Annotated in this window: 21 protein-coding genes and 1 tRNA gene; 14 read left to right on the forward strand and 8 right to left on the reverse strand. The window is 39.6% G+C overall.

The window, feature by feature from the left end:
• Positions 1-3 precede the first annotated feature (3 nt).
• Genes smpB through EHS11_RS05650 form a run of 4 tightly spaced genes read left to right on the forward strand, consistent with a single transcriptional unit; the run spans position 4 to position 3,092 of the window.
• Complete coding sequence (smpB, locus tag EHS11_RS05635) at positions 4-492, forward strand: SsrA-binding protein (protein ID WP_135763428.1); 489 nt, start codon at positions 4-6, stop codon at positions 490-492.
• Complete coding sequence (gene der, locus EHS11_RS05640) at positions 489-1,853, forward strand: ribosome biogenesis GTPase Der (RefSeq protein ID WP_135763429.1); 1,365 nt, start codon at positions 489-491, stop codon at positions 1,851-1,853. Before smpB ends, der begins: the two co-directional genes overlap by 4 nt.
• Entirely contained in the window at positions 1,850-2,473 is a 624-nt protein-coding gene (plsY, locus tag EHS11_RS05645) for a glycerol-3-phosphate 1-O-acyltransferase PlsY (RefSeq protein WP_246047615.1), read from the forward strand. The genes der and plsY overlap by 4 nt, the downstream gene beginning before the upstream one ends.
• The gene (locus EHS11_RS05650) at positions 2,463-3,092 is read left to right on the forward strand and encodes a hypothetical protein (RefSeq protein ID WP_135763430.1); all 630 of its coding nucleotides are present in this window, start codon (positions 2,463-2,465) and stop codon (positions 3,090-3,092) included. The genes plsY and EHS11_RS05650 overlap by 11 nt, the downstream gene beginning before the upstream one ends.
• Here the strand turns inward: EHS11_RS05650 and EHS11_RS05655 are convergent.
• Positions 3,056-4,915 carry a motility associated factor glycosyltransferase family protein gene (locus EHS11_RS05655; protein ID WP_135763431.1) on the reverse strand — a complete coding sequence of 620 codons (1,860 nt, stop codon included), beginning with the start codon at positions 4,913-4,915 and terminating at the stop codon, positions 3,056-3,058. The two genes, EHS11_RS05650 and EHS11_RS05655, sit on opposite strands and share 37 nt — an antisense overlap.
• Positions 4,916-4,989: 74 nt before the next feature.
• Here EHS11_RS05655 and EHS11_RS05660 point away from each other — a divergent pair, with 74 nt between their 5' ends.
• Positions 4,990-7,767, forward strand: coding sequence for a chromosome segregation SMC family protein (locus EHS11_RS05660; protein WP_135763432.1), 2,778 nt, complete (start codon positions 4,990-4,992; stop codon positions 7,765-7,767).
• A 40-nt stretch (positions 7,768-7,807) separates the two neighbouring features.
• On the opposite strand, the gene EHS11_RS05665 is transcribed toward EHS11_RS05660, so the two are convergent.
• The 3 genes from EHS11_RS05665 to glnA form a co-directional block, all read right to left on the reverse strand.
• Entirely contained in the window at positions 7,808-8,095 is a 288-nt protein-coding gene (locus EHS11_RS05665) for a Cys-rich protein (RefSeq protein ID WP_135763433.1), read from the reverse strand.
• A gap of 22 nt (positions 8,096-8,117) precedes the next feature.
• Positions 8,118-8,194, reverse strand: a tRNA-Met gene (locus tag EHS11_RS05670).
• A gap of 197 nt (positions 8,195-8,391) precedes the next feature.
• Positions 8,392-9,852 (reverse strand): type I glutamate--ammonia ligase, encoded by a 1,461-nt coding sequence (gene glnA / locus EHS11_RS05675; protein ID WP_135763434.1) that lies wholly within the window; start codon positions 9,850-9,852, stop codon positions 8,392-8,394.
• A 473-nt stretch (positions 9,853-10,325) separates the two neighbouring features.
• On the opposite strand from glnA, the gene EHS11_RS05680 reads away from it, so the two are divergent.
• On the forward strand, positions 10,326-12,071 hold the full coding sequence (locus EHS11_RS05680) for a GAF domain-containing SpoIIE family protein phosphatase (RefSeq protein WP_135763435.1): 1,746 nt from the start codon (positions 10,326-10,328) through the stop codon (positions 12,069-12,071).
• 15 nt (positions 12,072-12,086) lie between these two features.
• Here the strand turns inward: EHS11_RS05680 and EHS11_RS05685 are convergent, their stop codons facing one another.
• From EHS11_RS05685 to EHS11_RS05695, 3 genes are all read right to left on the reverse strand, one after another.
• On the reverse strand, positions 12,087-12,803 hold the full coding sequence (locus EHS11_RS05685; RefSeq protein ID WP_425460550.1) for a hypothetical protein: 717 nt from the start codon (positions 12,801-12,803) through the stop codon (positions 12,087-12,089).
• 109 nt (positions 12,804-12,912) lie between these two features.
• On the reverse strand, positions 12,913-13,596 hold the full coding sequence (locus tag EHS11_RS05690) for a response regulator transcription factor (protein ID WP_135763436.1): 684 nt from the start codon (positions 13,594-13,596) through the stop codon (positions 12,913-12,915).
• The gene (locus EHS11_RS05695; RefSeq protein WP_135763437.1) at positions 13,593-14,462 is read right to left on the reverse strand and encodes a sensor histidine kinase; all 870 of its coding nucleotides are present in this window, start codon (positions 14,460-14,462) and stop codon (positions 13,593-13,595) included. The genes EHS11_RS05690 and EHS11_RS05695 overlap by 4 nt, the downstream gene beginning before the upstream one ends.
• A 120-nt stretch (positions 14,463-14,582) precedes the next feature.
• Here EHS11_RS05695 and EHS11_RS05700 point away from each other — a divergent pair, with 120 nt between their 5' ends.
• From EHS11_RS05700 to EHS11_RS05720, 5 genes are all read left to right on the forward strand, one after another.
• Positions 14,583-16,007 carry an MBOAT family O-acyltransferase gene (locus EHS11_RS05700; RefSeq protein WP_135763438.1) on the forward strand — a complete coding sequence of 475 codons (1,425 nt, stop codon included), beginning with the start codon at positions 14,583-14,585 and terminating at the stop codon, positions 16,005-16,007.
• Positions 16,008-16,925, forward strand: a complete 918-nt coding sequence (locus EHS11_RS05705) for an RNA-binding protein (protein ID WP_135763439.1) — start codon at positions 16,008-16,010, stop codon at positions 16,923-16,925. It begins immediately after the preceding gene.
• A 72-nt stretch (positions 16,926-16,997) separates the two neighbouring features.
• Complete coding sequence (locus tag EHS11_RS05710; protein WP_135763440.1) at positions 16,998-18,062, forward strand: class I fructose-bisphosphate aldolase; 1,065 nt, start codon at positions 16,998-17,000, stop codon at positions 18,060-18,062.
• Positions 18,063-18,108: 46 nt separating this feature from the next.
• Positions 18,109-19,806, forward strand: a complete 1,698-nt coding sequence (locus tag EHS11_RS05715) for a 4-alpha-glucanotransferase (RefSeq protein ID WP_281282558.1) — start codon at positions 18,109-18,111, stop codon at positions 19,804-19,806.
• Positions 19,807-20,084: 278 nt separating this feature from the next.
• Positions 20,085-20,627 (forward strand): Mpo1 family 2-hydroxy fatty acid dioxygenase, encoded by a 543-nt coding sequence (locus tag EHS11_RS05720; protein ID WP_135763442.1) that lies wholly within the window; start codon positions 20,085-20,087, stop codon positions 20,625-20,627.
• Between the two features lie 6 nt (positions 20,628-20,633).
• Here EHS11_RS05720 and EHS11_RS05725 read toward each other — a convergent pair whose 3' ends face one another.
• The gene (locus tag EHS11_RS05725) at positions 20,634-21,416 is read right to left on the reverse strand and encodes a helix-turn-helix transcriptional regulator (RefSeq protein WP_135763443.1); all 783 of its coding nucleotides are present in this window, start codon (positions 21,414-21,416) and stop codon (positions 20,634-20,636) included.
• A 129-nt stretch (positions 21,417-21,545) separates the two neighbouring features.
• On the opposite strand from EHS11_RS05725, the gene EHS11_RS05730 reads away from it, so the two are divergent.
• From EHS11_RS05730 to bla, 3 genes are read left to right on the forward strand one after another with little or no spacing between them, the layout of a single operon-like run.
• Complete coding sequence (locus EHS11_RS05730) at positions 21,546-22,568, forward strand: MBL fold metallo-hydrolase (RefSeq protein ID WP_135763444.1); 1,023 nt, start codon at positions 21,546-21,548, stop codon at positions 22,566-22,568.
• Between the two features lie 20 nt (positions 22,569-22,588).
• A complete protein-coding gene (locus tag EHS11_RS05735) occupies positions 22,589-24,358 on the forward strand; it encodes a transglutaminase-like domain-containing protein (RefSeq protein WP_135763445.1) in 1,770 nt (589 codons plus the stop codon).
• Complete coding sequence (gene bla, locus EHS11_RS05740; RefSeq protein WP_425460547.1) at positions 24,342-25,154, forward strand: subclass B1 metallo-beta-lactamase; 813 nt, start codon at positions 24,342-24,344, stop codon at positions 25,152-25,154. The genes EHS11_RS05735 and bla overlap by 17 nt, the downstream gene beginning before the upstream one ends.
• Positions 25,155-25,168: the final 14 nt, after the last annotated feature.

Raw genomic sequence — 25,168 nt, forward strand, 5'->3', positions numbered from 1 at the left:
AATATGGGCAAAACCAGTAAGGACGATAAACCAAGAGCAACGGATCCTCTCGTCAACAAAAAGGCGAAGTTCAATTTTGAGTTAATCGAATTCTATGAAGCTGGTATTGTTTTAACCGGATCCGAAGTTAAATCCTTACGTAGCAAAAAAGGAAACCTGACCGACTGTTTTGCAAAAATTAGAAACGGAGAAGTTTTTTTAGAAAACTTTCAAATCCCTCCTTACAAGGACGGAGGTTATGCGAATCACCCTGAGATTCGCCCTCGCAAACTTCTATTGAAAGCAAAAGAGATCACTAAGATCGAACGTGCAACCAAAGAGAAGGGACTGGTTCTGATAGCAACTAGATGTTATTTTAAAGACAACCGTTTGGTGAAAGTAGAAGTTGCTACCGCCAAACCGAAAAAACTTTTCGACAAGAGAGAGGACATCCAAAAGAAGGAAGCCAAAATCGAAATCGAAAGAGCTATGAAGGATAAATTACGCAGATGAAAGGCCTCCCCATCGTCTCCATTGTCGGACGACAAAATGTGGGTAAATCCACTTTATTTAACGCGATTCTGCGTGCACAATCCGCGATTACGGAAAATACTCCCGGCGTAACCCGTGACGTATTACAGAAATTAGTCGAAAAAGACGATTTCAAAATTCCGTTTTATCTATGCGATACCCCGGGTCTTGACATTGAAAACCTGGATGAAATCAATACTGAAATTTTAGAGATTGCCTTTGAACATTTGAGAAGGTCGGATCTGATCATTCATGTAATGGATCACAAAGACCTCAGACCGTATGATCATAAATTGGTCGCCTTATTGAAAAAAGACGAAACTCTTTCTCAGATTCCGGTTCTATCTCTTGTCAACAAAGTGGATACCGATCAGGACGAATATGATCTGGAACCTTTTTACCAACTGGGCATCAATGAAATCGTTCCTATTTCCGCGATCGGGAGGAGGAATTTTTCCCTTCTCTACGATAAGATCAATTTTCTATTACCGGTAAATAAAAAGAAACCGGATGATCCTTATTGTAGAATTGCAATTATAGGAAAACCAAACTCAGGTAAGTCGAGTCTTCTGAACACGCTGCTCGGTTTCAAACGCGCGGTAGTCAGTGAAGTTCCCGGTACGACTAGAGATTCCGTTCATAGTCAGTTTATGTTTCAGGAAAAAAAGTTGGAGATCATTGATACGGCGGGGATTCGAAGAAAATCGAAAGGCGGGGAGAGTTTGGAATTTTATTCTTACAAACGCACGTTATTCGCTTTGGGAGAAGCGGACGTAGTCATACTTCTTATCGATGCCTTAAAAGGTTTCGGCGAATTTGACAAAAAGATCTTTAGTGAAATCCAGGAAATGGGAAAACCCATGATCCTTGCTGTGAACAAATGGGATGCTGTGGCGGACAAAGAAAGCAATTCCTGGAAAAACTACCAGGAAAGACTTTTCTTTCGTATGTCGATTCTCAAAGAGCGTCCTGTGCTTTCTCTTTCTGCCACAGAGAAGCTTCGCACTCATAAGCTATTGGAAACCTGTGTTGAGCTCTATGAAAAGTCCCAGAAAAAGCTCACAACACGTGCTCTAAATAACTGGCTAAGCAAATGGAGTGGAAAAAATAAGGTAGGAAAGGCATCCAATCGACCTCCGAAGGTGTTTTACGCCACTCAGATCTCGCAGATACCTTTTAAAATTTTGTTTTTTGTGAATGATTCGAAACTCTTTCCGTCGAATATTTTATCGTTCTTCCGAAAGAATATAGTAAGTGAGTTTGGTTTGGAGGGACTATCCGTCGAACTGGAACTCAGAAACAGAAGCGATTCCAAGGATAAGGACAAAGAAGGTAAAGAATGATCTTTCTTCTCGCAATACTCGCAAGTTACCTGCTCGGAGGGATTCCGGTGGGTTTTTTGATCGCAAAAAAAGTGAAAGGAATCGACCTCCGGGAACATGGAAGTAAAAACATAGGAGCTACCAATGTGGGCCGGGTGATCGGCTGGAAATACGGTAGTGTTGCATTGGTTCTGGATGCTCTGAAAGGTGCCATCCCGGTTTTACTCGCAGATTATATTCCTTCCCCTTATTCACTTGCTACCTCTGAAATTTTATTGGGGTGTGTTGCCATACTTGGCCATACATTCACCCCTTACTTGGGTTTTAAAGGAGGCAAAGGTGTAGCTACTGCCTTGGGTGTTTATCTTACACTTGTTCCGGTTGTTACATTATGTGCGGTTGTTATTTTCTTTATCGTTTATAAAATCAGCGGGTTTGTTTCTTTGGGATCGATCCTCGGAACTCTTTCCATGCCGATTTGGTATTGGGCAATGAACAGATTTCTACCAAACATCGGTTATTCTCCGATCATATTATTTGTTCTTATCGGAACTTTTTTTCTGATTTGTTTTTCTCATCGGGAAAACATCAAACGCATATTACTCGGCAAGGAACTCAAAGCTGTAAGCCATGCAACATGAGAAAGAAGCTACTCTTTCTCATAAAGAGAAGTTATTCCTAATCAATAAATTCATAGAAGAGCACCCGGAAGCGGAAATTCAAGATTTCTACAAGTGGTTGTATTTCGGTGAATTCGGAGTAGAGGAATACAATACATTACTTGCCGGCAAAAAACAAATTCCGGAATTGCATGTCATTCTTTCCGAGATCAAGGAAGAATCAGTCCTTGAAAAAAAAGTAACACATGTTTGGGAACCGTTCGGTTTGTCCGCACGTTTTGTCAAAGTATTCGTAAGCCCTTATTATTTGAATGATTGCCCGATCAAAAGATTGGTGAACTTGATCGAAAGATCTCCCGCATTTCGCGGAGCACGTATGACTTTCAAATTGGATTGGAATCTTTTAAAGGAAACTGTGATCGAAATCCGACAAGATTTAACCAGAAGGGATTTTATCAATTTCGAAGAAAGAATCAATTTTCATCAATTGCCAGAGTTATCATTTACGGAAGCATTCCAAAAACAAAATCCATTCTATTATAGAGTGGTATCTCAAAAACTATTCTTTGATTATTTCCCCGAGTACGTGGATGAAACAGTCTTTCATCCTTTTGTGGACAATAGTTCGCTCATAGGATAGAGACTTCTTTTGAGATACTTTAGTTCCTTTCTTAAAGATTGGGTCAGCAGATTGTTTTTGCGAGCGAGTGTTAGGTCTCCATGGCGAAGCAAATAGATCTCCGTTTTTCTTACCATCCTTCTCAAATACAATTGGTTTTGCACCCAGATCCAAAGAGGACTTGTCAATAGATCGAATTCTTCCTTGTTTTCAGTTTCAATGACGATGAGTTCTTTTTCAATGAATGTTAAGTCGTCACTGATTTGGCGGAATAGTTCTTTCCCCTTTTTGCCGAGCTTTGCATCGGTTTTGTTTTTTTGTCCGAGAAGAGATACAAGCCAAGGTTCTTTTTTTCTCCAGGGATAGCCGTGATCTTTTTTTGTGAGTAAATCCTGGATGCCTCTTTCCGGTTCCAGGTTTTGAAATCCCTCGATGAGTGCTCCATCCGCATTTAAGTTGATCAATTTCAAATCGACAGACCGCGCCGATTCTTCAAACCAATGACGGTAAAGCTCCAAAACATAATCGGTCAGAACCGTTTTTCCGTTACAAGAAGGAACTTCCTTTGTTTCCCGTTTGCGAATGATTACTTCATTGATCCGTTCCAGGCTTTGTCGCCTTGTAACTAGCGTTAACCATTTTTCATTATGATGAGTTCCTGTGGAATGGATTTCCCTTCCTGAGTAAGCAAGATCCTGGCCTACAAAGTAGATTTCGGAAAATCCCATATATCTGAGCATATCGAAGGCTGTTGTGGCAACACTTCCCCCCGATTGAATGTCTCCCACTTCCTCGAAGACAGAGTCTGCGAGTTCTCCTCCGGCTGTTACCTCCCGAATCAAAGTTCCTTCCGCATCCACTTGGAATTTTGCGGTAACTGAATGAATTACGGAACGAAACATAGGTTCCTTCAGCAGAGTGGGGGAACTGACAAGATCGGCAAAGAGAGGAATCGGTTCCAAATTTTCTCCCATAAAATGAAAGAATGAATTTGTCTGTGCATCGAGTGTGACCACGCCATCGGGAATGATCCCGTCTTTCAGTAAAACTTTCAAAGAAGTGTCACAGGAAAGTACAAATACTTTATCTCTGATTTTGTGAATCCATTCCAGATTTTTTCTAAGAGATGGGCCAGCTGATACAAGTAATGCGGAGAGTCCTTGAAAATTATCTTTTAAGGAGGAAATTTTAAATCGTTCCGGTGAAGTTTTTGCTACTTGCAAAAGATTCCAGATGGAATTTTTCACCCATAGTCTTTCGAACTCGAATTTGGTCAGTAGATCACTCATTTTTGCAGAAAACACGGACTGAATTCTGTTTTCGATTTCTGAGTAAAATACAAGTTCCCGTTGCATATCCGATTGGTTTCGGATGATTTTCAGTCCGCTGACTCTATCGATAGGCAACGACTCCAGATAGTTCATTCCTAACGGTAAAAAAGTTTCTCCGGAAAATATATGTCTGCCGGGAATTTTTAATGTATCTTTCAATACACGATCCCACATAACTTCGATTAGCGAAGGGTCGTCTCCTATTATAACGAAAATCTGACCTGGTCTCAAGGCAGAATTGATTCTTTGAATCAGGTGGAGATTTCCGAGTCCCATAAGCAAGACCACGTCCGTAGATTTTAAGTTATGCGATTCAAGCAGTCTTTCCGCTTGTTTGTCAGGGAAAAATTTGGAAGAGAGGGCTTCTCCATTATATGAGACATAATATTGTCCTTCTTCCTTCGCGGGAATTATGTCCCATAAGCCTGCTGTTGGCCAGTTTTGGAAATAATTTCGAAGATAAGGCTTTCGATTAAAAATTTCACTGGAAACTTGATCCGTAATTTGGGACATAATACTATCTAAAGTTTTTTCTTATGTCTCCCAACCTCTGTCAACCGGGAAACGAAGGAAAGCACGAGCAAAACATGCATCTAAAAAGCCTTAATATTGTTGGATTCAAAACTTTCGCAGACGAAACGGAAATCGCATTCGACCCGGGCTTCACCGCCGTAGTAGGTCCCAATGGTTCCGGTAAGTCGAATATTGTCGATTCTGTAAAGTGGGTATTTGGCGAAAAAAGCGCCAAAGGTCTGCGCGGTGAAAAAATGGACGATGTTATCTTTCACGGAACAGAAAGTAGGCGAGCGGCGGGATTTTCCGAAGTTTCCATTCTATTTGATAATCATGATAATTATTTCTCAATCGATTTTCCTTCCGTAAAGATTACACGAAGACTTTACCCTGACGGGGAAAACGAATACTATCTCAATGATGTACGTTCGGCGAGAAAGGATATCGAAAAAACTCTTTTGGATACGGGGATCGGCAAGTCCAGTTACTCCATTTTGGAGCAAGGCAGGGTGGATCAAATCCTAAACTCCAAGCCGGAGGAAAGAAGAGCTATCTTTGAAGAAGCCGCAGGAGTCTCTCGATTCAAGTTGGATCGTAAGGAAGCCACCAAAAAACTGGATGATACCAATCAGAATCTATTACGCATCCAGGACATTATGAACTCCATGATCAAAGAAATGGAGACCAAGGAAAAACAATCAGAAAAAGCGGAAGCATATTTCAAACTAAAGGCTGAGTTAGACGAATCGGATAAAAACCTACGTTATTTGAAATTGAGAGATTTCAAAAAGCGAATGAAAAAATCCGACGAAGATTTGCTGGATATTCGGGATAAAAACAAAAACCTTCTCTCTCAGATCCAAGATGAGACTTCACTTATTTCCGAAAAAGAAAAGTTCAAAGAAGCAAAAGAAAGAGAAATTGCGGATATTGATAAAAAATTATTCGATCATCTTTCCCGAACCCAAATTCAAAAAGAAAAAATTTCAAAAAACAAAACTTTCATCGCTGAATATGACATTCGCCTTTCTGATATTAGTCGGGTTTTGGACGAAGAAAACCAGTCTGCAGTGAAACTGGAAGTGGAAAAAAAACAGATTGAGTCGGAAACGGAACATCTGAAAGAAATCCAAACTCATCTTTCCAAAGAGATTCAGAACCAGGAAGTCATTCGCAAGGATTTGGAAGACAAAATCAAATCGGAAGAGGAATCCATTCTCACCAAAGAAACTAAAATCCAAGAGAATGAAAAAAGACATATATCACTTCGCGAAAAGCAAAAACTGATCATCCAGGAACTCATCCAGGAGTTGGAAAATAAGAAAAAGGAATCTCAAGGAAACGAGGAAAAAAGAAACGAAGACAAAGCGGTTCTTTTGGCCAATTTGGAATCCTACCAAATGTATTTGGAGACTTCTTATTCCTATTTAAACCAAGGGAATTTGGAAGATCTGTCTACGGAACTCCGAAAGATCGATTTGAGCTCTTATAAAGAGCAGTTGAATGTATTTCTACAGAAAGAAGATAGTTTCAGAAATCTGCTTTTCGATAAGGACGGGGTTTTATCAAAGAAGGAAGTCGTTGATCAGGACATCGAAGATTTGCTTTTGGAAAATGAAAACTTAACAAGAAGCATACGGGAAAGTCAGGCATTGATTTTAAGTCTGAGAAATCATTGGGAAACAGCCCGTAATCTGATTGTAGATTTGGATAAAAAAGTTCTGGAAACTCAATCCAGGATAGACAACCAAACCAGACAAACTGTCGAATTGAATGATCGAATCGCCGAGATTTTTAAAAGAATCGCAAGTTCAAAAGAACAGGAAACAGGCATTCGGGAAAAACGGGAAAAGCTGGAAAAAGAAGTAATTTCTCTTGAGAAAGAGATCGAAGATTCCTATCAGGAATTTCTTTCTATGAGCAAGATGTTGGAATCTGAAAAAGAATCCTTACAGAAATTACTCGAAGAAATTCAAAATCTGAAAAGCAATATTTCCAAAAACCAGGAAGTTTTCCAGACTCTACTCCCTCTATTATCCGAAAAAGAAAGAACATCATCCGCATTGAAAGTGCAGATTGATTCGTTGATTGAGGAATTGTACAACGATTATTCGCTCACAGATTCCGAATTGGAGATGGAGAAGGGTGGGGCCACTCTGGAACAGAAGGAAGAAGAGCGTAGACTTCGTTCGGCAAAATCCGAAATCCAATTGCTTGGTTCCATCAATCCTCTGGCGATAGAAGAATACCGTACGATCAAAGAAGTCTATGAACATAATTTAAAACAAAAAGAAGATATAGAAAGTTCCAAAAAGGACATTGAAGATGTATTGAAACGAATCAATACGGAATCCGAAAAATTATTTCAGGAAACTTTTGAAAAGATCAAAGCCAATTTTCAGGAAACTTTCTCCACACTTTTCAACGGAGGAAGAGCGACTCTCGAACTGACCGAAAAAGAAGACAGCCTGAATTCCGGTGTGGAAATTATGGCGGAGCCTCCGGGCAAACATGTGCAAAATTTACGATTATTATCCGGGGGTGAAAAATCCCTTACCGCCATAGCATTGTTATTTGCAATCTATATGGTAAAGCCGAGTCCATTCTGCTTTTTGGATGAGATTGATGCGGCATTGGATGAAGCGAATAAACTCAGGTTTTGCCAGATCCTTGACAGGTTCAAAGACAAAACTCAGTTCATTGTTGTATCCCATGCTCAGTCTACGATTTCGCGTGCAAATGCGATCTTCGGAGTTACGAACGAAGAACCGGGGATTTCGAAAATCGTATCTCTACGACTGGACGAAGCGAAGGTATTCTCCAAACAACTTTCTAAAACCGGAACTGATTGAGGCTAAAGGGAAAGGAAAAAAGTAAGAAAAGAAAAGGCGGTTATTTACCGCCTAGCTCCTTCATAATGCAAGAACTGAAAGTTTTGCAGGAATCTCCTGCGGCGAGGCAAGCTGCAATTTTGTTGTAGTATTTTGGTTTGTTGCAATTGAAATCACAACCTTTTTTAAGCATTTGTTTTTGGTCTTCTGTCGCTTGCGGATTTACTTGCACGGAACAGGTGTAAAAACGATCACAGGCTTCCTTACATTTTGGAAAGTCTGCTGCCATTAGATTGGATGTGATAAGAAGGAGTGAAACCCCTGCTAGTAGAAGAATTGTCTTTTTCATGCGAAAGTCTTCCTTTACGATCTGGTAGCGAAGACGGGAGTCGAACCCGTGACCTCAGGGTTATGAATCCTGTGCTCTAACCATCTGAGCTACCTCGCCCTATACCTTAGATCGTTTTATAGAGCCAAATCATTAGCTCTTTTGTCATTTTTTATGCGATAAGTGACTGGTAAAGGAAAAATCAAAATCTAAGATTCTCAAATCTTTTTTGGAAACTAGGGAACTTTGAAGGAACTAGGTGGGTAAAGGGAAGAGGATACAAAAAAACCCCCGCATTTTCAGCGAGGGTTCTATTCTTAGCAAGAATAAGTTGTTAGGAATTCGTATGGGTGAGGGCGACCTTCCCATGGCCAAATTTCAGTTTCAAACTTATAGTGTTGGTATGTTTGAATGAAATTTTCACTCATTACATCGCCTTGTTTGAAAACATCTTTGCTCGCAAGCATCTCTTCTATAGCTTCTCTCAGAGTGTGAGGCATTTGTTTGATACCTTTCTCTCTGATTTCATCCAAAGAGAGTTCGAATAAATCTTCTTCTCTCGGTTGGCCCGGATCCAATTTCTCTTTAATTCCGGTAAGACCAGCCATAAGCATGGATGTGAACGCCAAGTATGGGTTAGCTGTTGAGTCAGGGAAACGGAATTCCACGCGAATTGCTTTTTCTCCGGACACGAAAGGAATGCGGCAGGATGCCGATCTGTTTTGTGCGGAATAAGCAAGGATAGAAGGAGCTTCAAATCCCGGAATCAATCGCTTATAAGAGTTAGTGGATGCATTTGTAAACGCAGCACAAGCTCTAGCGTATTTTAAAACTCCAGCAACATAATTCAATGCCAAGTCGGAAAGACCTTGGTATTTGTCTCCGGCGAAAAGATTTTTTCCACCTTTCCAAAGGGATTGGTGAACGTGCATACCGTTACCATTATCACCAAACAGAGGCTTTGGCATAAAAGTTGCGGTTTTTCCGTGCTTATGAGCAACCATCTTTACGACGTATTTTAGCTTTTGTACGTTGTCCGCAGCTTCTATCAATGTTCCGAATTTAACACCGATCTCACCTTGAGCTTGCGCTACTTCGTGGTGGACTACGAATGTTTCCATTCCGATGGCTTCGAGTGTTCTTACAAACTCTGCACGAAGATCCACTTGGGAGTCGATCGGTGCAACCGGGAAATAACCGCCTTTTGTTCCGGGTCTGTGACCTGAGTTGAAGTTGATTTTTCCTGCGTTTGGTGCGCCTGGAATTTCAGAATGAGAGTTCCAAATACCTTCGTTGGAATCCAATTCGTAGGATTGACAGTTGATTTCATCACGAACTTTCAAGCTGTCAAAAACGAAAAATTCGTTTTCAGGACCAAAATAAGCAGTATCTGCGATTCCCGTTGTTTTCATGTATTCCAATGCTTTCTTTGCAATGGAACGCGGGCATTTTTCGTAGTATTGTTTTTTGTAAATGTCCCAAACATCACAGAACATAACAAGTGTTTTGTCAGCTGTAAATGGGTCAAGGAATGACGTTGCAATTTCAGGGTGGAGTTGCATATCGGAAGCGTTGATTGGCTGCCATCTAGCAATCGAAGATCCGTCAAATGGGATCCCTTTGAATGTGTTTTCATCCACTGAATTCACATAATAAGAAACATGGTGCCATATTCCTTTAATATCAGTGAATCGGAAATCGTAGAATACGACTCCGTTTTTCTTGGCGAACTCAACCACTTCCTTTCCGGAAGTAAATTTTGGGGTTGCGAACTGCATCTTTTTCTCCTTCGTTCAGAGGTTCGTTTCTGATTCTAATCTGGTTGTCCAATATACTGCAATATCTATACCACGTCAATTCGATGGAAATTTAAGGAAATCGCACCGTTTTTAAGCAGACTGCATTCTATTGATGTGTACCGAAAATGGGCAATATGTCTTAAATATGGCCAATCCGTAAACAGGAAGCGCTTATTTTCATAAGAGAATCGGAATCTAGTTTTACAATCTCGGTTTATTTCTGCAATGAAATCAAATAGTGGGGAATGAAAAAAAAGAAGTCCTTTCTTAAATCGAGAATTCTTAACTGTTGTTAGCATTAAGTAATATGGATTTTTTTGTCATTTTTACCTGGAGGAAATTCAAAATTTTCTCTAAAATTCGTGCTTTAAAAATGAGTATCTTGTATTTGTCAAAATGACATATTTTTTTCGTTTATCCTAAATTGGCTATCTATAAGTATTGGAGCATTGATGGAAAGTAACGGACAGTATGTGCGTACAAGTCGTCTTGAAAGTTTTATTAAATTTTCTTCTGATCCCATCTGGTGTTATGAAGTCGACATTCCTATGCCGACAAATCTTCCCGTCTTAGAACAAGCAAAGTATCTATTCGAACATTCGATTGTAAAGGAATGCAATCTAGCCACGGCTAAAATCTACGGATTTACCAAGCCGGATGATATGATCGGAAAATACATAAAAGATTTGATTCCTCTTCAGGATTTTTCGCCGATCGTTCGGTTTGTCGAATCAGGTTACGAATTTTCCAACGAAGAATATTTGGAAGTTTTATCTGAAAATCGCAAAAGAAATTTTATCATCAATGTTCATAGTGAATTGTTAGACGGTAAATTCGTCCGGTGTTGGGGCCAACAAAAAGAGATTACATTGATGAAGGCTACGGAAGAGAAATTGAACGCTTTGCTTCGTCTTTCCGAAATCCTGAATGAAATTTCAAGAGTCTTTGTGTTCAGTAAGGCTGAGTTTATTACCGACGCAGTTCAATTTGCTTTGGAAAAAATCGGTGAATATACTTCAGCGGATCGTGCTTTTATCATGGAGATATCGCAAGACAGACAATCTATGTCTTTCACACACGAGTGGTTAAACGAGGGAGTCGAGTCAGCAGTTTTAGTAGGCCAGGATTTGCCTATCTCTTCTATGAATCCGGAGAATTTGGCGATTCTGATGAACGACGGAATTTTATTTATGCCTGATTCCAGGGAGCTGCCGGAAGGTTCTTGGGTGAGGGGCATGATGGAAAAAACAGGAGTTAGGTCCTCTCTCTCTATCGGACTTAGGGATGAAGGAAATCTGATGGGAATCATGGGTGTGGTTAGAGTTCATAAAAAATACGAATGGCCGAAAGAATCTCATAATCTGCTTTCTCTTGCGGCGGATTTGATTTCCCAAGGGATGTTAAGGGCACGCAGCGAACTTGTGTTACATGCCAAAGAAAGAAAACTTCAGAATTTTTATTCTGAAATCACCGAAGACCTGATGCTCGCCCGGTTGACTCAGGAATCATGGATTGCAAAGGATTTTCCCAATTATAATAACGTTAGATTTTTCAGTAATTTTTTTCCTTACGGAGAAATCGGGGGCGATATCATACTCTATGATTCTCCTTCTCCCGATTATATTGATATTTTATTCGGAGATATTTCGGGGCATGGGATTTCTTCCGCTTTGGTTTCGGGTATCGTAGCCATGGGTTTTAAAAAACATTCCGATTCCAGACTCTCTCCAAAGGATCTTCTGAAGGCATTGAATACCGAACTTGAGCCGGTGATGGGCAAACATCATATTAGTTGTTGTTTGGTGAGGATTTACCATGAAACCAGAGAAGTCGTTTTTTGTTTTGCGGGGCATCCTCCTTTGCTTATTTGGAATACGCAAAAGAAAGAAAAGATACAATCTCTTATCCATGAAAATTATCCGCTTCTTTTGATAGAAGAATGGGAAGGGATTGAAATAAAATATCAATTTCAGCCTAAGGACCGTTTGTTTCTTTATTCGGACGGAATTTATGAGGTTGAAAATAAGGATAGAGACGGTGTTTTGGGCTTGGAAAAATTTCTAGTTATGGTGGATGAATTGAAGGATTTCAATACTGATGGAGAAGACTTTTTGACTTCCGTCGTAACCAATGCGGTGATACGTGAAGACAGAACCATCCGGGATGATATCGCTCTCTTATTGATTGAGTTTACTTAAGTCAGGAATTTTAAATTATTCTACATCAGCGAGATCTAATACCGGTTTGTCTGCTTGCGGATAACGCGCAAGATACTCTCCCACGATCTTTTGTTTTCCTTCCAGCTTTGCTAAATGATTTTCGATGATATAACCGAAGTCCAATTTGCCTTTTACGATTTCATATCTTTCCGTTTCAATCGTTCCCAAATCCAAATCCGAAGGGACTTCATTCGCTTTGTCGGCATATTCTTTTGCCTTTTCCCAATAAGGGATGGCTTCTTTGTAAAATCCTTCCGCGATCTGAAATGAATTTTTCAATTCATGGGCAAAGTCCAGGTTATAAAAATAAACATGTCTTTTGTCGAACTTGGAAGCGATTCTCATATAAGACCGCATGATCCCCAAGTTGATTTGCATAAACATAAGGTTTCTATACTTATAATATTCCGCTTCCGTTTTTGTTTCGCATAATGCATGTTTTGGGTGACGAAATCTTTTTGTCATAGCGATTTTCAGAAAATAAATGTTTTTCCGAAGTTCGTTTTCGTTATAATGCTGTTTGAGATTGTATAATTCGTAATAATCTTCCAGATACTTCGGATCCCATTTATGCAGTTTGTACGGAACCCAATCCGAAAACTTGGTGTAAGGACCGTTTTTTTCGTATTCATAATTATAATCTATATCCGTTTCCCAGGCAAAAAGAGAAGGGGAAAGTAGGAACAAGATCAGAATGAATTTGGAAAAAATGGATTTCACCTTATCATTGTCGGAAGAATTCGAATTTCCCAAAATAGAAAGGACCGGTCAGCCCTTCTGGAAAACCGTAAAATTGCTAAAAAATCTTTTTTGTAAAGGATCAATTCAGCGGGGAGAGGGGCGCTATCCATTGGTAACCGACTCCTCTTACATTTCGGATGGAAGATTCCCCCAAGGCTTCCCGAAGTCGTACGATCGCATTGTCTATGGTTCTTTGTGTGGGAAATGCGTCTTCTCCTACAATCTGATCCAGGATTTCGTTTCGACTCCAAACATGATTCGGTTCCGAGATAAGAAGTTCCAAAAGGGCGCAGTCTCTTTTGGAAAGAGGGATAAGTTCTCCGCCAGGGGATTTGACGGCAAAGGAATCCAGATGGATTTCCAAACTGCCGGATCTCCATTTTTTACCAAATGGTTTTTGGCTGATTTGGATCACTCTTTCCAGTCGGATGAGTAGTTCTTTTAAATGAAATGGTTTAGGGATAAATTCCACAGCACCCAATTCAAATCCTTTCAATCTTTCCTGGGCGCCTGCCTGTGCTGTAAGAAATAAAAAGGGTGTGTCTTTGGATTCCTTTTTGATGAATTCCGCAACATGAAATCCATTTTCATCGGGAAGCCTGAGATCCAGAATGACGAGGTTCGGTTTTTTTTCTAAGAATACAATTTTGGAATCGGCGGCGGTTTTGGACCAAAAGACTTTATAACCTTCTTTGACCAAACGTTCCCGTAAAGTTTCTCCCAGGCTTTCATCATCTTCTACAATCATTACGGAAGGTTTCATATAATTTGTTTTTTTACCTCAAGCGTAGCCGTGAATCCTTTGTTAGTCGAAAATAAGAATAACTGTCCTCCCATTTTTTTTAGAAGGTTTTTGGCGATATAGAGTCCGATTCCTGTGCCGCTTGTCCTCGTGTGACGCACAAATGGTTTTGTTAGGTCGCGTAAATTTCCCGAAAAACCGATTCCATTGTCTCTGATGCTGAGATGGACTTTTTTGTTTTTAGATTCGGTGCAATCCAATTGAATAGAAGTCGCTTTCCCGTGGAGACCGGCATTTTCGATTAAGTTCTGTAAGATGGATTCGATCGCTTTTTTGTCAGCAATGATTTTGGTTTGGGCATCGCAGGACGGATCGATAATTAAATCGGGATAATCCACTCTGACGGAAGATACCAATTCCTTTAAGGGAAAAGTTTCTATATAAAGTTTTTCGCCTTGCATGAGGCTCGCAAGGTAAAATGCCTTTTCCATTCTGGATTCAATTCGTTTGTTTTCTTTCAGTAATTTTTCATAACGAACCAGAATCTGTTTGTTTTGGTTGTCACTGATCAGTCCTTCGATTTGCAATTGCAGACTTGCCAAAGGGGTTCTCATTTCATGGGTGACTGTTGTGAAAAAATCGGAGATGAGTTTGGCTCTTTTGAAATCTCTATAGGAAAGCCAGGCAAGAGTCACCCCGCCCAGAGTCAGCATTCCCAAAAAGAAGGAACCTTCCAACTTGAGCATACGATCCACCCGTTCTAATTCCTGGGCGCTTCTCGTATCTTTCGTCATTTCCGCGATGGTTTTTGCTTGCCTAAGTCCCAGAATCCACCACCAAATCCCCAAGGAAACGGTTAAGCTGAGCCATGCTACGGCAAAAATCATCCGAAAACGGGCGGAACCCTTCAAGGGAAGGTTTTCTCTTTTAAAAAAATCTTGTCATTTCGACTTTTTACCAAACTTAATACGTAAGCTGGATTTTCAATACGGTAATCCAAAGTTTTCATGTTATTTAATTCTCTACAGTTTTTACTTTTTTTTCCCAGTGTCCTTTTTGTATTATTCTTTCTCAAAAACCAAAAAGCATCTCTTATTTTTTTACTCGTAGCAAGTCTTTACTTTTATGCTTCCTGGAATTTTAACTACCTTTTCTTAATTCTAATTTCCATTATTTCTACTTATATTTCCGCGATCGCAATCGATCAAAATACCGGAAAGGAAAGAGAAAAAAAAATCATTCTGATGTTCGCCATCTTTCTGAATCTTTTGATTTTGTTTTTTTTCAAATACTATGACTTTTTTAGAAAAGAACTTTCTTCTTTCAACATAACAAGTCAGTTTCCCGAATGGAAATTTCTTTTGCCAGTAGGAATTTCTTTTTATACATTTCAAGCCATCGGATATTTGATTGATGTATATAGAAGATCGATTCCTGCAGAAAAAAATTGGATTAACTATTCTTTGTTTATTACATTCTTTCCTCAATTGGTAGCAGGCCCAATTGAAAAAGCGGAACACATTCTGGTTCAGTTTCGCAATCAAATCAAATGGGAAAAGGCAAATCTTGTAAATGGGTTCGATCTTGTACTCTGGGGTTTTTTAAAGAAAGTCGTGCTTGCGGATAGGTTATCGGTTTATGTTGATTCCGTTTATTCGAATTTAGAAGTACATGGCGGTTTGACTTTGTTAGTTGCCTCTGTTTTGTTTTCGATTCAGATTTACTGTGATTTTTCAGGATACTCGGACATTGCCGTCGGGATTGCCAGGATGATGGGATTTAATCTCATTCAGAATTTCAAAAATCCTTATTTTTCAAAAAACATTGGAGAGTTTTGGAGTAGATGGCATATTTCGCTGACTTCCTGGTTTCGTGATTATTTATATATTCCATTAGGTGGAAATCGTGTAACAATATTTCGAAATTATCTCAATGTTTTAATTGTTTTTTTACTAAGTGGGCTTTGGCATGGGGCCAATTGGACATTTGTTGTCTGGGGTTTGTTACACGGTCTTTGCCGAGCCTTTGGGATGGGTTTTCAGAAAATGACTTCTCACCAAACTTTTTTTGTAAAATTGAGTAAATCGAAATTTGTGGATTTAATTAATATTTTGTTAACTTTTGGATTTGTAACTTTCGCATGGATTTATTTTCGAGCCAATAATCTAACGGAAGCACATTACATCATAGGAAATATTCTTTTCAAAATGGAATTAACAAATACTTCCTTGCGGCAAACGATTCTCCCTTTCACACAGTCCAATGTTTCGATTGCACATGCCATTGTAGTAAGTTTTTGGGTGTTTTTTGTTTTTTATATTGAGAAAATAAAAGAGGTTAATTTTAACTTTGTTCTAAGGTTATTTATTTCGATATCGATTCTATTTTTTGGAAAATTTGACAATGTTAGTTTTTTGTATTTTCAATTCTAAATGAAAAAGTCTTCAATACTTATTATTTTAAAAATACTAACGGGAGTTTTTATTTTTTTTACTCTTGTTTTTTTTAAAAATTATTATTCTTATTTATTTTCAAGCACCACTTCCGGGCTCATGGCTTTGCCGGAAAATCCAAATTATTTATTGGTTGGTTCTTCTCTCACTCGCCAATCTTACGATCCGAATATCCTTGGGTCTCAGTTAGGAAAAGTTTACCTACTTGCCTATAATGGAAATCAACCTTGTATGATTTCGGAACAATTACGATTTTTAAAAAAAAGAGGAAAAACTTGGAATCACTTAGTATTGGAATTTTATCCTCAAACCTCAAGCCAAGGTCCATCCATTACTGATTTGAGGATTATGTTGGACAGCGATCTTGATTTAAAAATACGTTACCTAACTTTGCTAGGCAATGAGAGAGATATCAGTTTTTCCGAATATTATGAACTCATTGTAACTTCCAATATAGAATTGATCACTACTCATTTTTTGACAGGAGCATTGATCGATAGTTTTTCTGTTGATGGTGGTTATGTGAATAAAAGAGAAGAGGGATCTTCGGAAGAACGTCTTGCCCAGGAGTCTGCAAAAATCCGTATAGTTTCCCCAAAAATCCATTCTGCACAATTGCAGTGCTGGAAGGATTTGATCGAGGAAAGCCAAACCGAAGGAAAAAAACTAGAAGTTTGGGAAGCACCCAAGTTTTTTTATGTGAGTTCTGATCCAAATTACCAAGAGATCAAGGCAACGTTCTCTCGATTTCTTTTGGAAAAAGGAATTCGTTTTCGTTCCTTTTCTTTTTCGGATCGTGATCCGCTTTTATTCCGTGATCCCATCCATTTGTCAACTAAAGGGAGAGAAGTTCTTAGCAAAACCGTTTTAGAGGTAATCGAAAAAGACCAGAATTGAATCTTCTAGCAAGCAAAAAGGGGTTGTCAGCTCTGGTTTCTAGCAGATTTTACATTGATAAGGAGTACCATCTTGAACTTCGAAGATATATCGAAACATTTAGGAAAAGACGCTGAATCCCTACTTGGATTCAATAAGCCAAAAATCTCAAAAGACCTTTTACACGTTCCTGGAAATGACTGGGTAGACCGGATCTTCGGACCCACGGATCGTTCCATCCCCGTATTACGTAGCATTCAATCCCTTTTAGGACATGGAAGATTGGGGGGAACCGGTTATGTTTCCATCCTTCCTGTCGACCAAGGAATAGAACATTCGGCAGGAGCTTCTTTCGCAAAAAATCCGATTTACTTTGACGGTGAAAATATTATCAAACTAGCGTTAGAAGGTGGTTGCAACGGAGTCGCTACAACTCTAGGAGTATTGGGTTCTGTTGCGCGTAAGTATGCACATAAGATTCCTTTTATTTTGAAAATCAATCATAATGAGCTTCTCACTTATCCGAACAAAAGCGAACAACTTCTTTTTGCTACCGTAAAACAAGCGCATGACCAAGGTTGTGTTGCGATCGGTGCGACTATTTATTTCGGGTCTGCAGACGCCGGAAGAGAAATCGTAGAGATTTCCAAAGTTTTTGAAATGGCGCATCAGTTAGGAATGGCAACCATTCTTTGGTGCTATATTAGAAACAATGCTTTCAAAAAAGATAAGGACTATCATGTTTCGGCGGACTTGACCGGTCAGGCAAATCATTTGGGTGTTACGATCCAAGCTGACATCATCAAACAAAAGTTACCTGAAAATAACGGTGGTTATAATGTTCTGAATACGGAGTCCACTTATGGAAAAACGGATAAGAGAATCTATTCCGATTTGACATCCGACCATCCGATCGATCTGACACGTTATCAAGTGGCAAATTGTTATATGGGAAGAGCTGGTTTGATCAATTCCGGCGGTGCATCCGGTGAAAACGATTTGCAAGATGCGTTGAAAACGGCTGTGATCAATAAGAGAGCAGGCGGAATGGGTTTGATTTCGGGACGTAAAGCTTTCCAAAAACCGATGAATGACGGGGTTTCCCTTCTTCATGCGATCCAAGATGTATATCTTTCCAAAGAAATCACGGTAGCATAATATCGGTTCTTCGAAAGAAAATAGAATCTTAAAAAGAAGAGGGGGGATACTCGTCCCTCTCTCTTCGATTCTCACCAAAGATTCCTTTGAGTGTGGGGATATTTCCTCATTATTTCTCTTGGGAAAATGGGCCAGATCGGCAGGTTTTTCCATTTTACAAATCCTTCCTTTGAATGACACCGGTTTCGGAAAATCGCCTTATAGTTCCATTTCCGCCTTTGCCATCGATCCGATTTATATTTCATTGAAAGAATTGGGAATCAGCATGGTTTCCAGAAAATCCAAAATCGTATCTAACCAGGTGAACCAAACCAGGATACGTGAATTGAAGTTAGTCGAACTTCGTAAGTTTTTTCTTTCTGCTAAGGAAAAAAATGAAAAATTGGCAAATCTGTTTTTATCCGAACATTCCTGGGTGGAGGGTTATGTGTGCTTTCGGGTATTGTATGCCCGGAATGAAGGTAAGGACTGGAGCTTTTGGCCGAAAGAACAGAAAGATCCAGGGAAAGTGAAGGAGCAAATTTTTTCCGATTTCAAGGAAGAGGCTTTGTTTTTATCTTATCTGCAATATATTGCTTTTATACAATTAGAGAAAGCCAAACAGTCATTAGAGAAAATAGGAGTCTTTCTGAAAGGCGATATGCCTATTCTTACTTCCCGTAATTCCGCCGATGTTTGGGAACATCCCGAATATTTCGAATTGGATTTGCAAGCGGGCGCCCCTCCTGACGCGTTTTCGGACGAAGGACAGAACTGGGGTTTTCCCGTTTTGAATTGGAATGTTTTGCGCAAAACAAAGTTTAGCTGGTGGAAAGAAAGGCTTCGGTATCTGGATCATTTTTTTCATCTCTATAGGATTGATCATGTGATCGGAATGTATCGGATTTGGGCAATTCCTATTCAGCAAACAAGTGCTAAATTTGGATGGTTTCATCCTCAAATCGGTTGCAGCCGATCTCATTTTCTGGAAAAGGGATTGGATGTAGAAGACTTAATCAAACGTAAGTTAATTTATGAATTCAAAAAAGATTCTTTTGTTTTTTACTGGGATTTTTGGAAAGAGTCCGGTTGGTCGGAGTTGCCCGAAGAGATTAAGGCAAAGGCATTTCCTCTTTCTGAAATCAATTTGAAAGAAGATGAAACCCTTTGGGCAAAATCGGGAGAAGAGATTCTTTCTGCTTTGGACGGATTTGCAAGTGCGGTACCATGTGCAGAGGACTTGGGAGCCGTTCCCGGTTTTATAAGAGATTCATTGAAGAAGAGAAATACTCTCGGGATCGATGTGATCCGTTGGACCCGTTCTTTGGAAAATGGAAATTATATCGAACCTGAAGGTTATAGGAAGACTGCAATCAGTGTTTTGTCTACTCATGACACTTCACTTGCTTTGGATTGGTGGATGAATCTTTCCAATGGAGAGAAAGAATACGCACAAACCTTCTTTTTTACAGATCAGAAAAAGGAGCTTCCTGCTTCCGCTTCTGAAATTTTAGAGGGTCTGTTGGATTTTTCTTTTTCTACGAACAGTTTATTTTCCATTCAGATTTTGCAGGACCTTCTATTTACGGGGGAAAATGCTATTTTGGAAAACCTTTCCTCCCATAGGTTCAATTTGCCAGGGACTCCGGAAGATAAAAATTGGTCTTACCGGTTTTCCTTTTACATAGAGGATTTGATTCTTGATGAGAAGCTGACTCTTGCTTTGAAAGAAAAGATGGTTCGTTCCCACCGATTCGTGGAATGAATTTGGGCAAAAAGGCGAACTTTTCCAAATTAAAAAAACGAATTTTGGAGATAGGGTTGATCTCCTTTCCCTGACATGGTAAAGGAAGTCATTGGGTGGCGGGTGGTTAACCCCTCCCAATCTCAATAGGGCGGGGATAGTATATCTTTCGATTGCTTTTCGACTCCCGGTCTGTTCGCAACCAAGGATTTTTCGTTTTTCCTAGTTCACTGCAGAATCCTTCAAGTCGGATTCCCTTCTATCTGTTAAGATGTTCTTACATAGAAAGGAGACACCTTATGCGCTTTGCAAAAGAAATGGCGTTTTATTCCGCCTACCATCAAGAAAAAAGAAATGTTTGGATTCATGTCATTGGAGTTCCCATGATTACGTTTACTCTGTTTTTAGTTTTGAGCAGATATTCCCTGACAGAACTACAAGGATTTCATGTAACAGCTGCTACGGTATTTGTTGCGGCAGTTTTGGCGTACTACTTTACATTGGACTTTATTTTCGCTATCGCAGCAACTTTGTTATTCGGTTCTCTTTACGTATTGGCTCAGTATCTGACTTCAACTTTATCTTCCGAAGTGGCATGGGCTGTGTTCGGGCTTGGCCAACTGGTAGGTTGGGGCGCTCAGTTTTACGGACATTTTATTTTCGAAAAAAGCCGCCCGGCACTCTTTGACAATCTATTTCAGGCACTTGTTTCCGCTCCTTTGTTTGTCATTGCCGATGTTTTTTTCGAACTGGGCTATAGAACTGATTTGAAAGATGCGATCGAGAGAGAATTAAAAGAAAGAGGGAAATGGAAAGATTTTTCTCACGCACACGCTAAATAAAAACTGTTAACTGCAGAAAAATAATTTCACTTTATGATTTGCCCCCAAAAATTTTGATGGGGGCACTCCGAACATTCTTTTGAATGTTCGGCTCAAATGCGATTGGTCTGCAAATCCTGCAGCATGAGATGCATCAGTCAAGTTCCCTCCCGATTGCAAAATCTTTGCAGCTTCATGAAGCTTCATCCAGAGTAGATATTGGCGAAAAGGAATTCCTATCTCTTCTTTGAATAAATGCATGAATCTGGATTCGGAAAAACCGAGTTCACCTGCGAGAATAGGAACGGAAAGATCTTCTCTTAAGGAAATTTTCATTTTTTCCACAAGACCTGCAATTCTCGGATCCAATAGTTTTGCTTCGGGCCTTGTAGTTCCCAGTGCACCAAGAATGGACTCAAATAAGGAACGTGCACTTTCACAATCTAGTTTGGCTTCCAATAAATCCTTGCACTCTTCCGTGAAATTTCGGACTTCTTCGATCGGGATTTCTTTGATTCCTTTTCGTCCGAACCTGGTTAATAGTGACGCATAATATTTGCTATATGGGTCGAATTGCAATACGATCATATCGGAATTTTCAGCGAGCAACATATGATGGAAATTTGGTGCGAGGAATGCCGCCTGGTAGTATGTTTTTTCTTTTTCGTCAGTCAGGATGCAAAATGGTTCTGAGATGGAAATAAGAATGGATACTGCAAAATGTGCGTGAAAATCCGTTTCTAATCCGCGTGTTCCCAGAAGAATTTTTCCACCGAAATAAAACAAACTACCGGAATAGGAATCAACCATTTTGAAAAGACCATCTAACTTTGTTTTTGCTTTGTAAATCCATTTTTCCCACCGACCCCGAAAAACGATTGAAAATATAAAAAATTTCCGCACTCTGAAACGCACATTGACGGATAGGATCGTTTAAGAATGAATCGATTAAAAAACCATTTGCAATTTTGTTTTAAGTTTTTTCTGTTTTTTTCCTTTTTATGGATTCAATCTTGTATGTTCGGTTCTTCCGGAAATGTAAGAGATTACAAAAATTATCTTTCCGAACAAAAACAAACGAACTCGGTTCCTTCGGGAAAAGTAAGAGTTACCTTTCTTGGAACTTCTTCGTTGCTCGTTGACGACGGAGAAACACAACTTCTAACGGACGGATTTTTTACCAGACCGTCCTTATTTCGAACTGCATTTTTAAGATTATCTACGGATATATCCATTATCGAATCGGTGATGGCAAAGACCCGGATGAATCGATTGAAAGGGATCTTTGTCTGCCATTCCCATTATGATCATGCAATGGATGCACCTTTCGTGGCAAAACTTACGGGGGCAAATTTGTACGGATCCTCTTCCACTTTGAATGTAGGAGCTGGAGCCGGGCTTTCTTTCGATCGGATGAATTTATTCATTCCCGGTAAACCAGTTCGCATCGGAAAATTCACAGTCACCGTTTTGTCATCCAAACACACTCCTCCTTTTAAAATATTAGGCAAAACAAATGCCACCGATCCCAATCATCCGAATATCGACTCTCCTTTGATACAACCTGCGAAAGCAAGCGATTATATTGAAGGAGGGGCTTTTGATTTTTTGATACAACATGGAAGTCATTCTTTGCTTATCAAAGGAAGTACAAATTATATAGAAGGCGCATTGGATCGTTATAAGGTGGATGTTTTATTTTTAGGAATCGCTCAATTGTCAAAACAGCCAGAAACATTTCAGGAAACGTATTACAAGGAAACTGTGAAAGCAGTAAAAGCAAAACAAGTGATTCCAATTCATTGGGATAATTTTTTCAAACCTCTTGCCGAACCCTTGGAACCGAACTTAAAAATCGGAGATGACTTTAATGCAAATATGAATTTCATACTTCATAAAACAAAAGCTGATAATGTGAATGTTATTCTTTTGCAAGGGTTTGAAACAATAGACTTATTTTAATCGGAAGGTCCAGTACATATATGAAACAACTTAAATTTATTTCCCATTCATCCTTTGCGATTTTGACTTTGTTTTCTTTTTCTCTCTTTTCTGAAACCTCAACTTATACTGCATATCGTTGGAAAGAGGTCAGAGGAGATTATACCATTTCCAATCCACCGGTTTTGGAAGAAGGGGAATCCTTGGATTTATTCGAATCTGTTTTGGTTCATAAAGGGAATGTATTCTATTTGGTTCGTTCGAAAGAAAAACCTTTGGAGATTTTAAAATGGAATTTGAAGTCGGGAGAAAAGATCCGAATCTCCTGGACAGGAGATAAGATCACAGGATGGGCCGGTTTCAAAGACAAAGTTTACTTTCGCACAAAGAAAAAAATTTTAGAAATAAACCCGGACACTCTTCACACTCATGCGTCCTCCGATTGGGAAGACACAAGTTCCAATTGGCATGATATGGTGATTGATGGAACCAAGGTTTATTCCCATCACGGGGTAAAATTCGGTATCTACGATCTAACTACCGGCAAAAAAATAGAAGAGAAAAATTATCCTATAACAGGTGTTCAAAGATTTATTCCCTGGGGAGAAAATCAAGTCGGCCTTGTTTCCACTCTTTGGGGAGCAAAGATCCAAATCCTAGACATCGGATCGAACACGATCACAAATGAATACAAACCCGGCATCACTCACCGCGCACTGATGAAGTCCTACTCCGTAGAGAAAGGGAAACTATTGATATTGGATCCTGTGACAAAGAATTTTTTGGAATTGGGACTTATCGGAGATAAGCTCTACGACTTATCAAAGGGAATTCAATTACTGGAAAATAGGAAGGCGATCCGATTTTCACCGATAGAAAATGAAATTTATGCGGAAGTGAGTATTACCGCATCCTCGGATATGAAAGCTTCCGAAGTTTCCCTTGTCTTACCTCCTAATGAAAGTTATTCGCAAGAGTTGACAGACGAACAGTTTACCAAGGATTCCGAAATAGAGTATGACAGTTTGGGCAACAGATCCGTTAAGTTTTCGGTTCCTGCTCTCTCTTCCGGGGAAAGTTTTGAAAAGATCGTGTACAAAGCGAAAATGAAACGGTTTAAAATCGAATTTGACCTTTCTTCTCTAAGATCCAAACTCAGTGACCTTCGAACGGATTCAAAGTTTTCCGCTTATACGGCAAACGATTGGTTTTTAAAGTATGATGATGAAATTGTCAAGGAAAAACGGACGGAAGTCTTGGGAGAAGATCCTGATATCTTTGAAACTTTATCGCGTACGCAAGAATATGTTTCCAAAATTCCCTATAAATCCGGCAAGTTCGAACCTGCGCCCCAGGTAATTTCCAAAAACAACGGTGCTTGCACGGAACACTCGTATGTTACAATGGCATTTCTCCGAAGTATAGGAATTCCGGCAAGACTGGTTTGGAATTATCTACCGACGGAATCTTCCGATAAGATTTTTTTAAATCATAAATTCGTTGAGGCATGGACGGAGGAGTTCGGTTGGATTCCAATGGAGCCTCTGGCTGGACCTGCAAAAATTCCAGGATCAACTTATGCACGTCATGTGGTATTCGCCAACTTGAACGGAGTTTATCATGAAAAAATTTCAGGAGGAGACAGGCTGATTCAATTTACAAAACCTTTTCTTGGAAACTCTAAAAAGGCAAAACTCCGTCTGGACTTTTATAAAAAAGGAATCGAAGATGGCGAGGTCTCTGAAGTGAAAATCCAAACCAGATCTTTACCAAAACAAAACAATGAGGAAGAGAATGTTTTTGTTCCTTAAATATTTGTGTAAAACATTACCTGTCGCTATTTTATTATTTTGTTTCGGGATGAATTATTTTTGTAAATCCACCGGACTGAAAAATACATCCGGTGCGCCACCGGAACCAGTCGATTCCGGTCTATCCGATTCGGATTCGATTGAACTGATCCGAGTGAAAGAGAATGTTTGGGTTCATCGTAGCAGCGGATTTTTTAAAGGAGAAAAAATTCCTGCGAACGGACTCATAGCCGTTACTTCCAAAGGGATCGTTATCGTTGATACTCCTTGGACGGAAAAACAAACGGAAAACCTGATCCTGGCTGTGAAAGAAAAATTCCAAAAGGAAATCAGTTTCGTTATCATCACTCATGCCCATGCGGATCGGATTACAGGAGCTGGTATATTTATCAAACAATCCGTTCCAGTCTATAGCACCAGTTTGACGGCAAAGGAAGCGGAAAAAAAAGGATTTCCAAAACCGAATCCTAAGCTCGATCTGGACCCAAGAATGAGTCTGGGTGATACTGGGCTCGAAGTATATTATCCGGGACAGGGGCATACCAAGGACAATATTGTAGTTTGGTTGCCCAATACTCATATTTTGTTTACAGGTTGTCTCGTCAAATCCTTGGAATCGAAATCTTTGGGAAACATAGAGGATGCAAATCTAAACGCTTGGCCTATGACCGCAAAAAATCTTTTGGAAAGATACCCTGATGCGGAGATAGTGGTGCCCGGTCACGGTGATTGGGGCAAATCGGATTTGATACGGCATACCATTCGTTTATTGAATGAAAATTCCAAAACCGAATGAATCGGACAAGAGTT

This window comes from Leptospira ilyithenensis (genome assembly GCF_004771005.1).
GTDB lineage: Bacteria > Spirochaetota > Leptospiria > Leptospirales > Leptospiraceae > Leptospira_A > Leptospira_A ilyithenensis.

Excerpts from the sequence above, each read along its gene's own strand:
- smpB (WP_135763428.1), top strand. The coding sequence starts at position 4 with ATGGGCAAAACCAGTAAGGACGATAAACCAAGAGCAACGGATCCTCTC.
- der (WP_135763429.1), top strand. The coding sequence starts at position 489 with ATGAAAGGCCTCCCCATCGTCTCCATTGTCGGACGACAAAATGTGGGT.
- plsY (WP_246047615.1), top strand. The coding sequence starts at position 1,850 with ATGATCTTTCTTCTCGCAATACTCGCAAGTTACCTGCTCGGAGGGATT.
- EHS11_RS05650 (WP_135763430.1), top strand. The coding sequence starts at position 2,463 with ATGCAACATGAGAAAGAAGCTACTCTTTCTCATAAAGAGAAGTTATTC.
- EHS11_RS05655 (WP_135763431.1), bottom strand. The coding sequence starts at position 4,915 with ATGTCCCAAATTACGGATCAAGTTTCCAGTGAAATTTTTAATCGAAAG.
- EHS11_RS05660 (WP_135763432.1), top strand. The coding sequence starts at position 4,990 with ATGCATCTAAAAAGCCTTAATATTGTTGGATTCAAAACTTTCGCAGAC.
- EHS11_RS05665 (WP_135763433.1), bottom strand. The coding sequence starts at position 8,095 with ATGAAAAAGACAATTCTTCTACTAGCAGGGGTTTCACTCCTTCTTATC.
- glnA (WP_135763434.1), bottom strand. The coding sequence starts at position 9,852 with ATGCAGTTCGCAACCCCAAAATTTACTTCCGGAAAGGAAGTGGTTGAG.
- EHS11_RS05680 (WP_135763435.1), top strand. The coding sequence starts at position 10,326 with ATGGAAAGTAACGGACAGTATGTGCGTACAAGTCGTCTTGAAAGTTTT.
- EHS11_RS05690 (WP_135763436.1), bottom strand. The coding sequence starts at position 13,596 with ATGAAACCTTCCGTAATGATTGTAGAAGATGATGAAAGCCTGGGAGAA.
- EHS11_RS05695 (WP_135763437.1), bottom strand. The coding sequence starts at position 14,462 with ATGATTTTTGCCGTAGCATGGCTCAGCTTAACCGTTTCCTTGGGGATT.
- EHS11_RS05700 (WP_135763438.1), top strand. The coding sequence starts at position 14,583 with ATGTTATTTAATTCTCTACAGTTTTTACTTTTTTTTCCCAGTGTCCTT.
- EHS11_RS05705 (WP_135763439.1), top strand. The coding sequence starts at position 16,008 with ATGAAAAAGTCTTCAATACTTATTATTTTAAAAATACTAACGGGAGTT.
- EHS11_RS05720 (WP_135763442.1), top strand. The coding sequence starts at position 20,085 with ATGCGCTTTGCAAAAGAAATGGCGTTTTATTCCGCCTACCATCAAGAA.
- EHS11_RS05725 (WP_135763443.1), bottom strand. The coding sequence starts at position 21,416 with ATGGTTGATTCCTATTCCGGTAGTTTGTTTTATTTCGGTGGAAAAATT.
- EHS11_RS05730 (WP_135763444.1), top strand. The coding sequence starts at position 21,546 with ATGAATCGATTAAAAAACCATTTGCAATTTTGTTTTAAGTTTTTTCTG.
- EHS11_RS05735 (WP_135763445.1), top strand. The coding sequence starts at position 22,589 with ATGAAACAACTTAAATTTATTTCCCATTCATCCTTTGCGATTTTGACT.
- bla (WP_425460547.1), top strand. The coding sequence starts at position 24,342 with ATGTTTTTGTTCCTTAAATATTTGTGTAAAACATTACCTGTCGCTATT.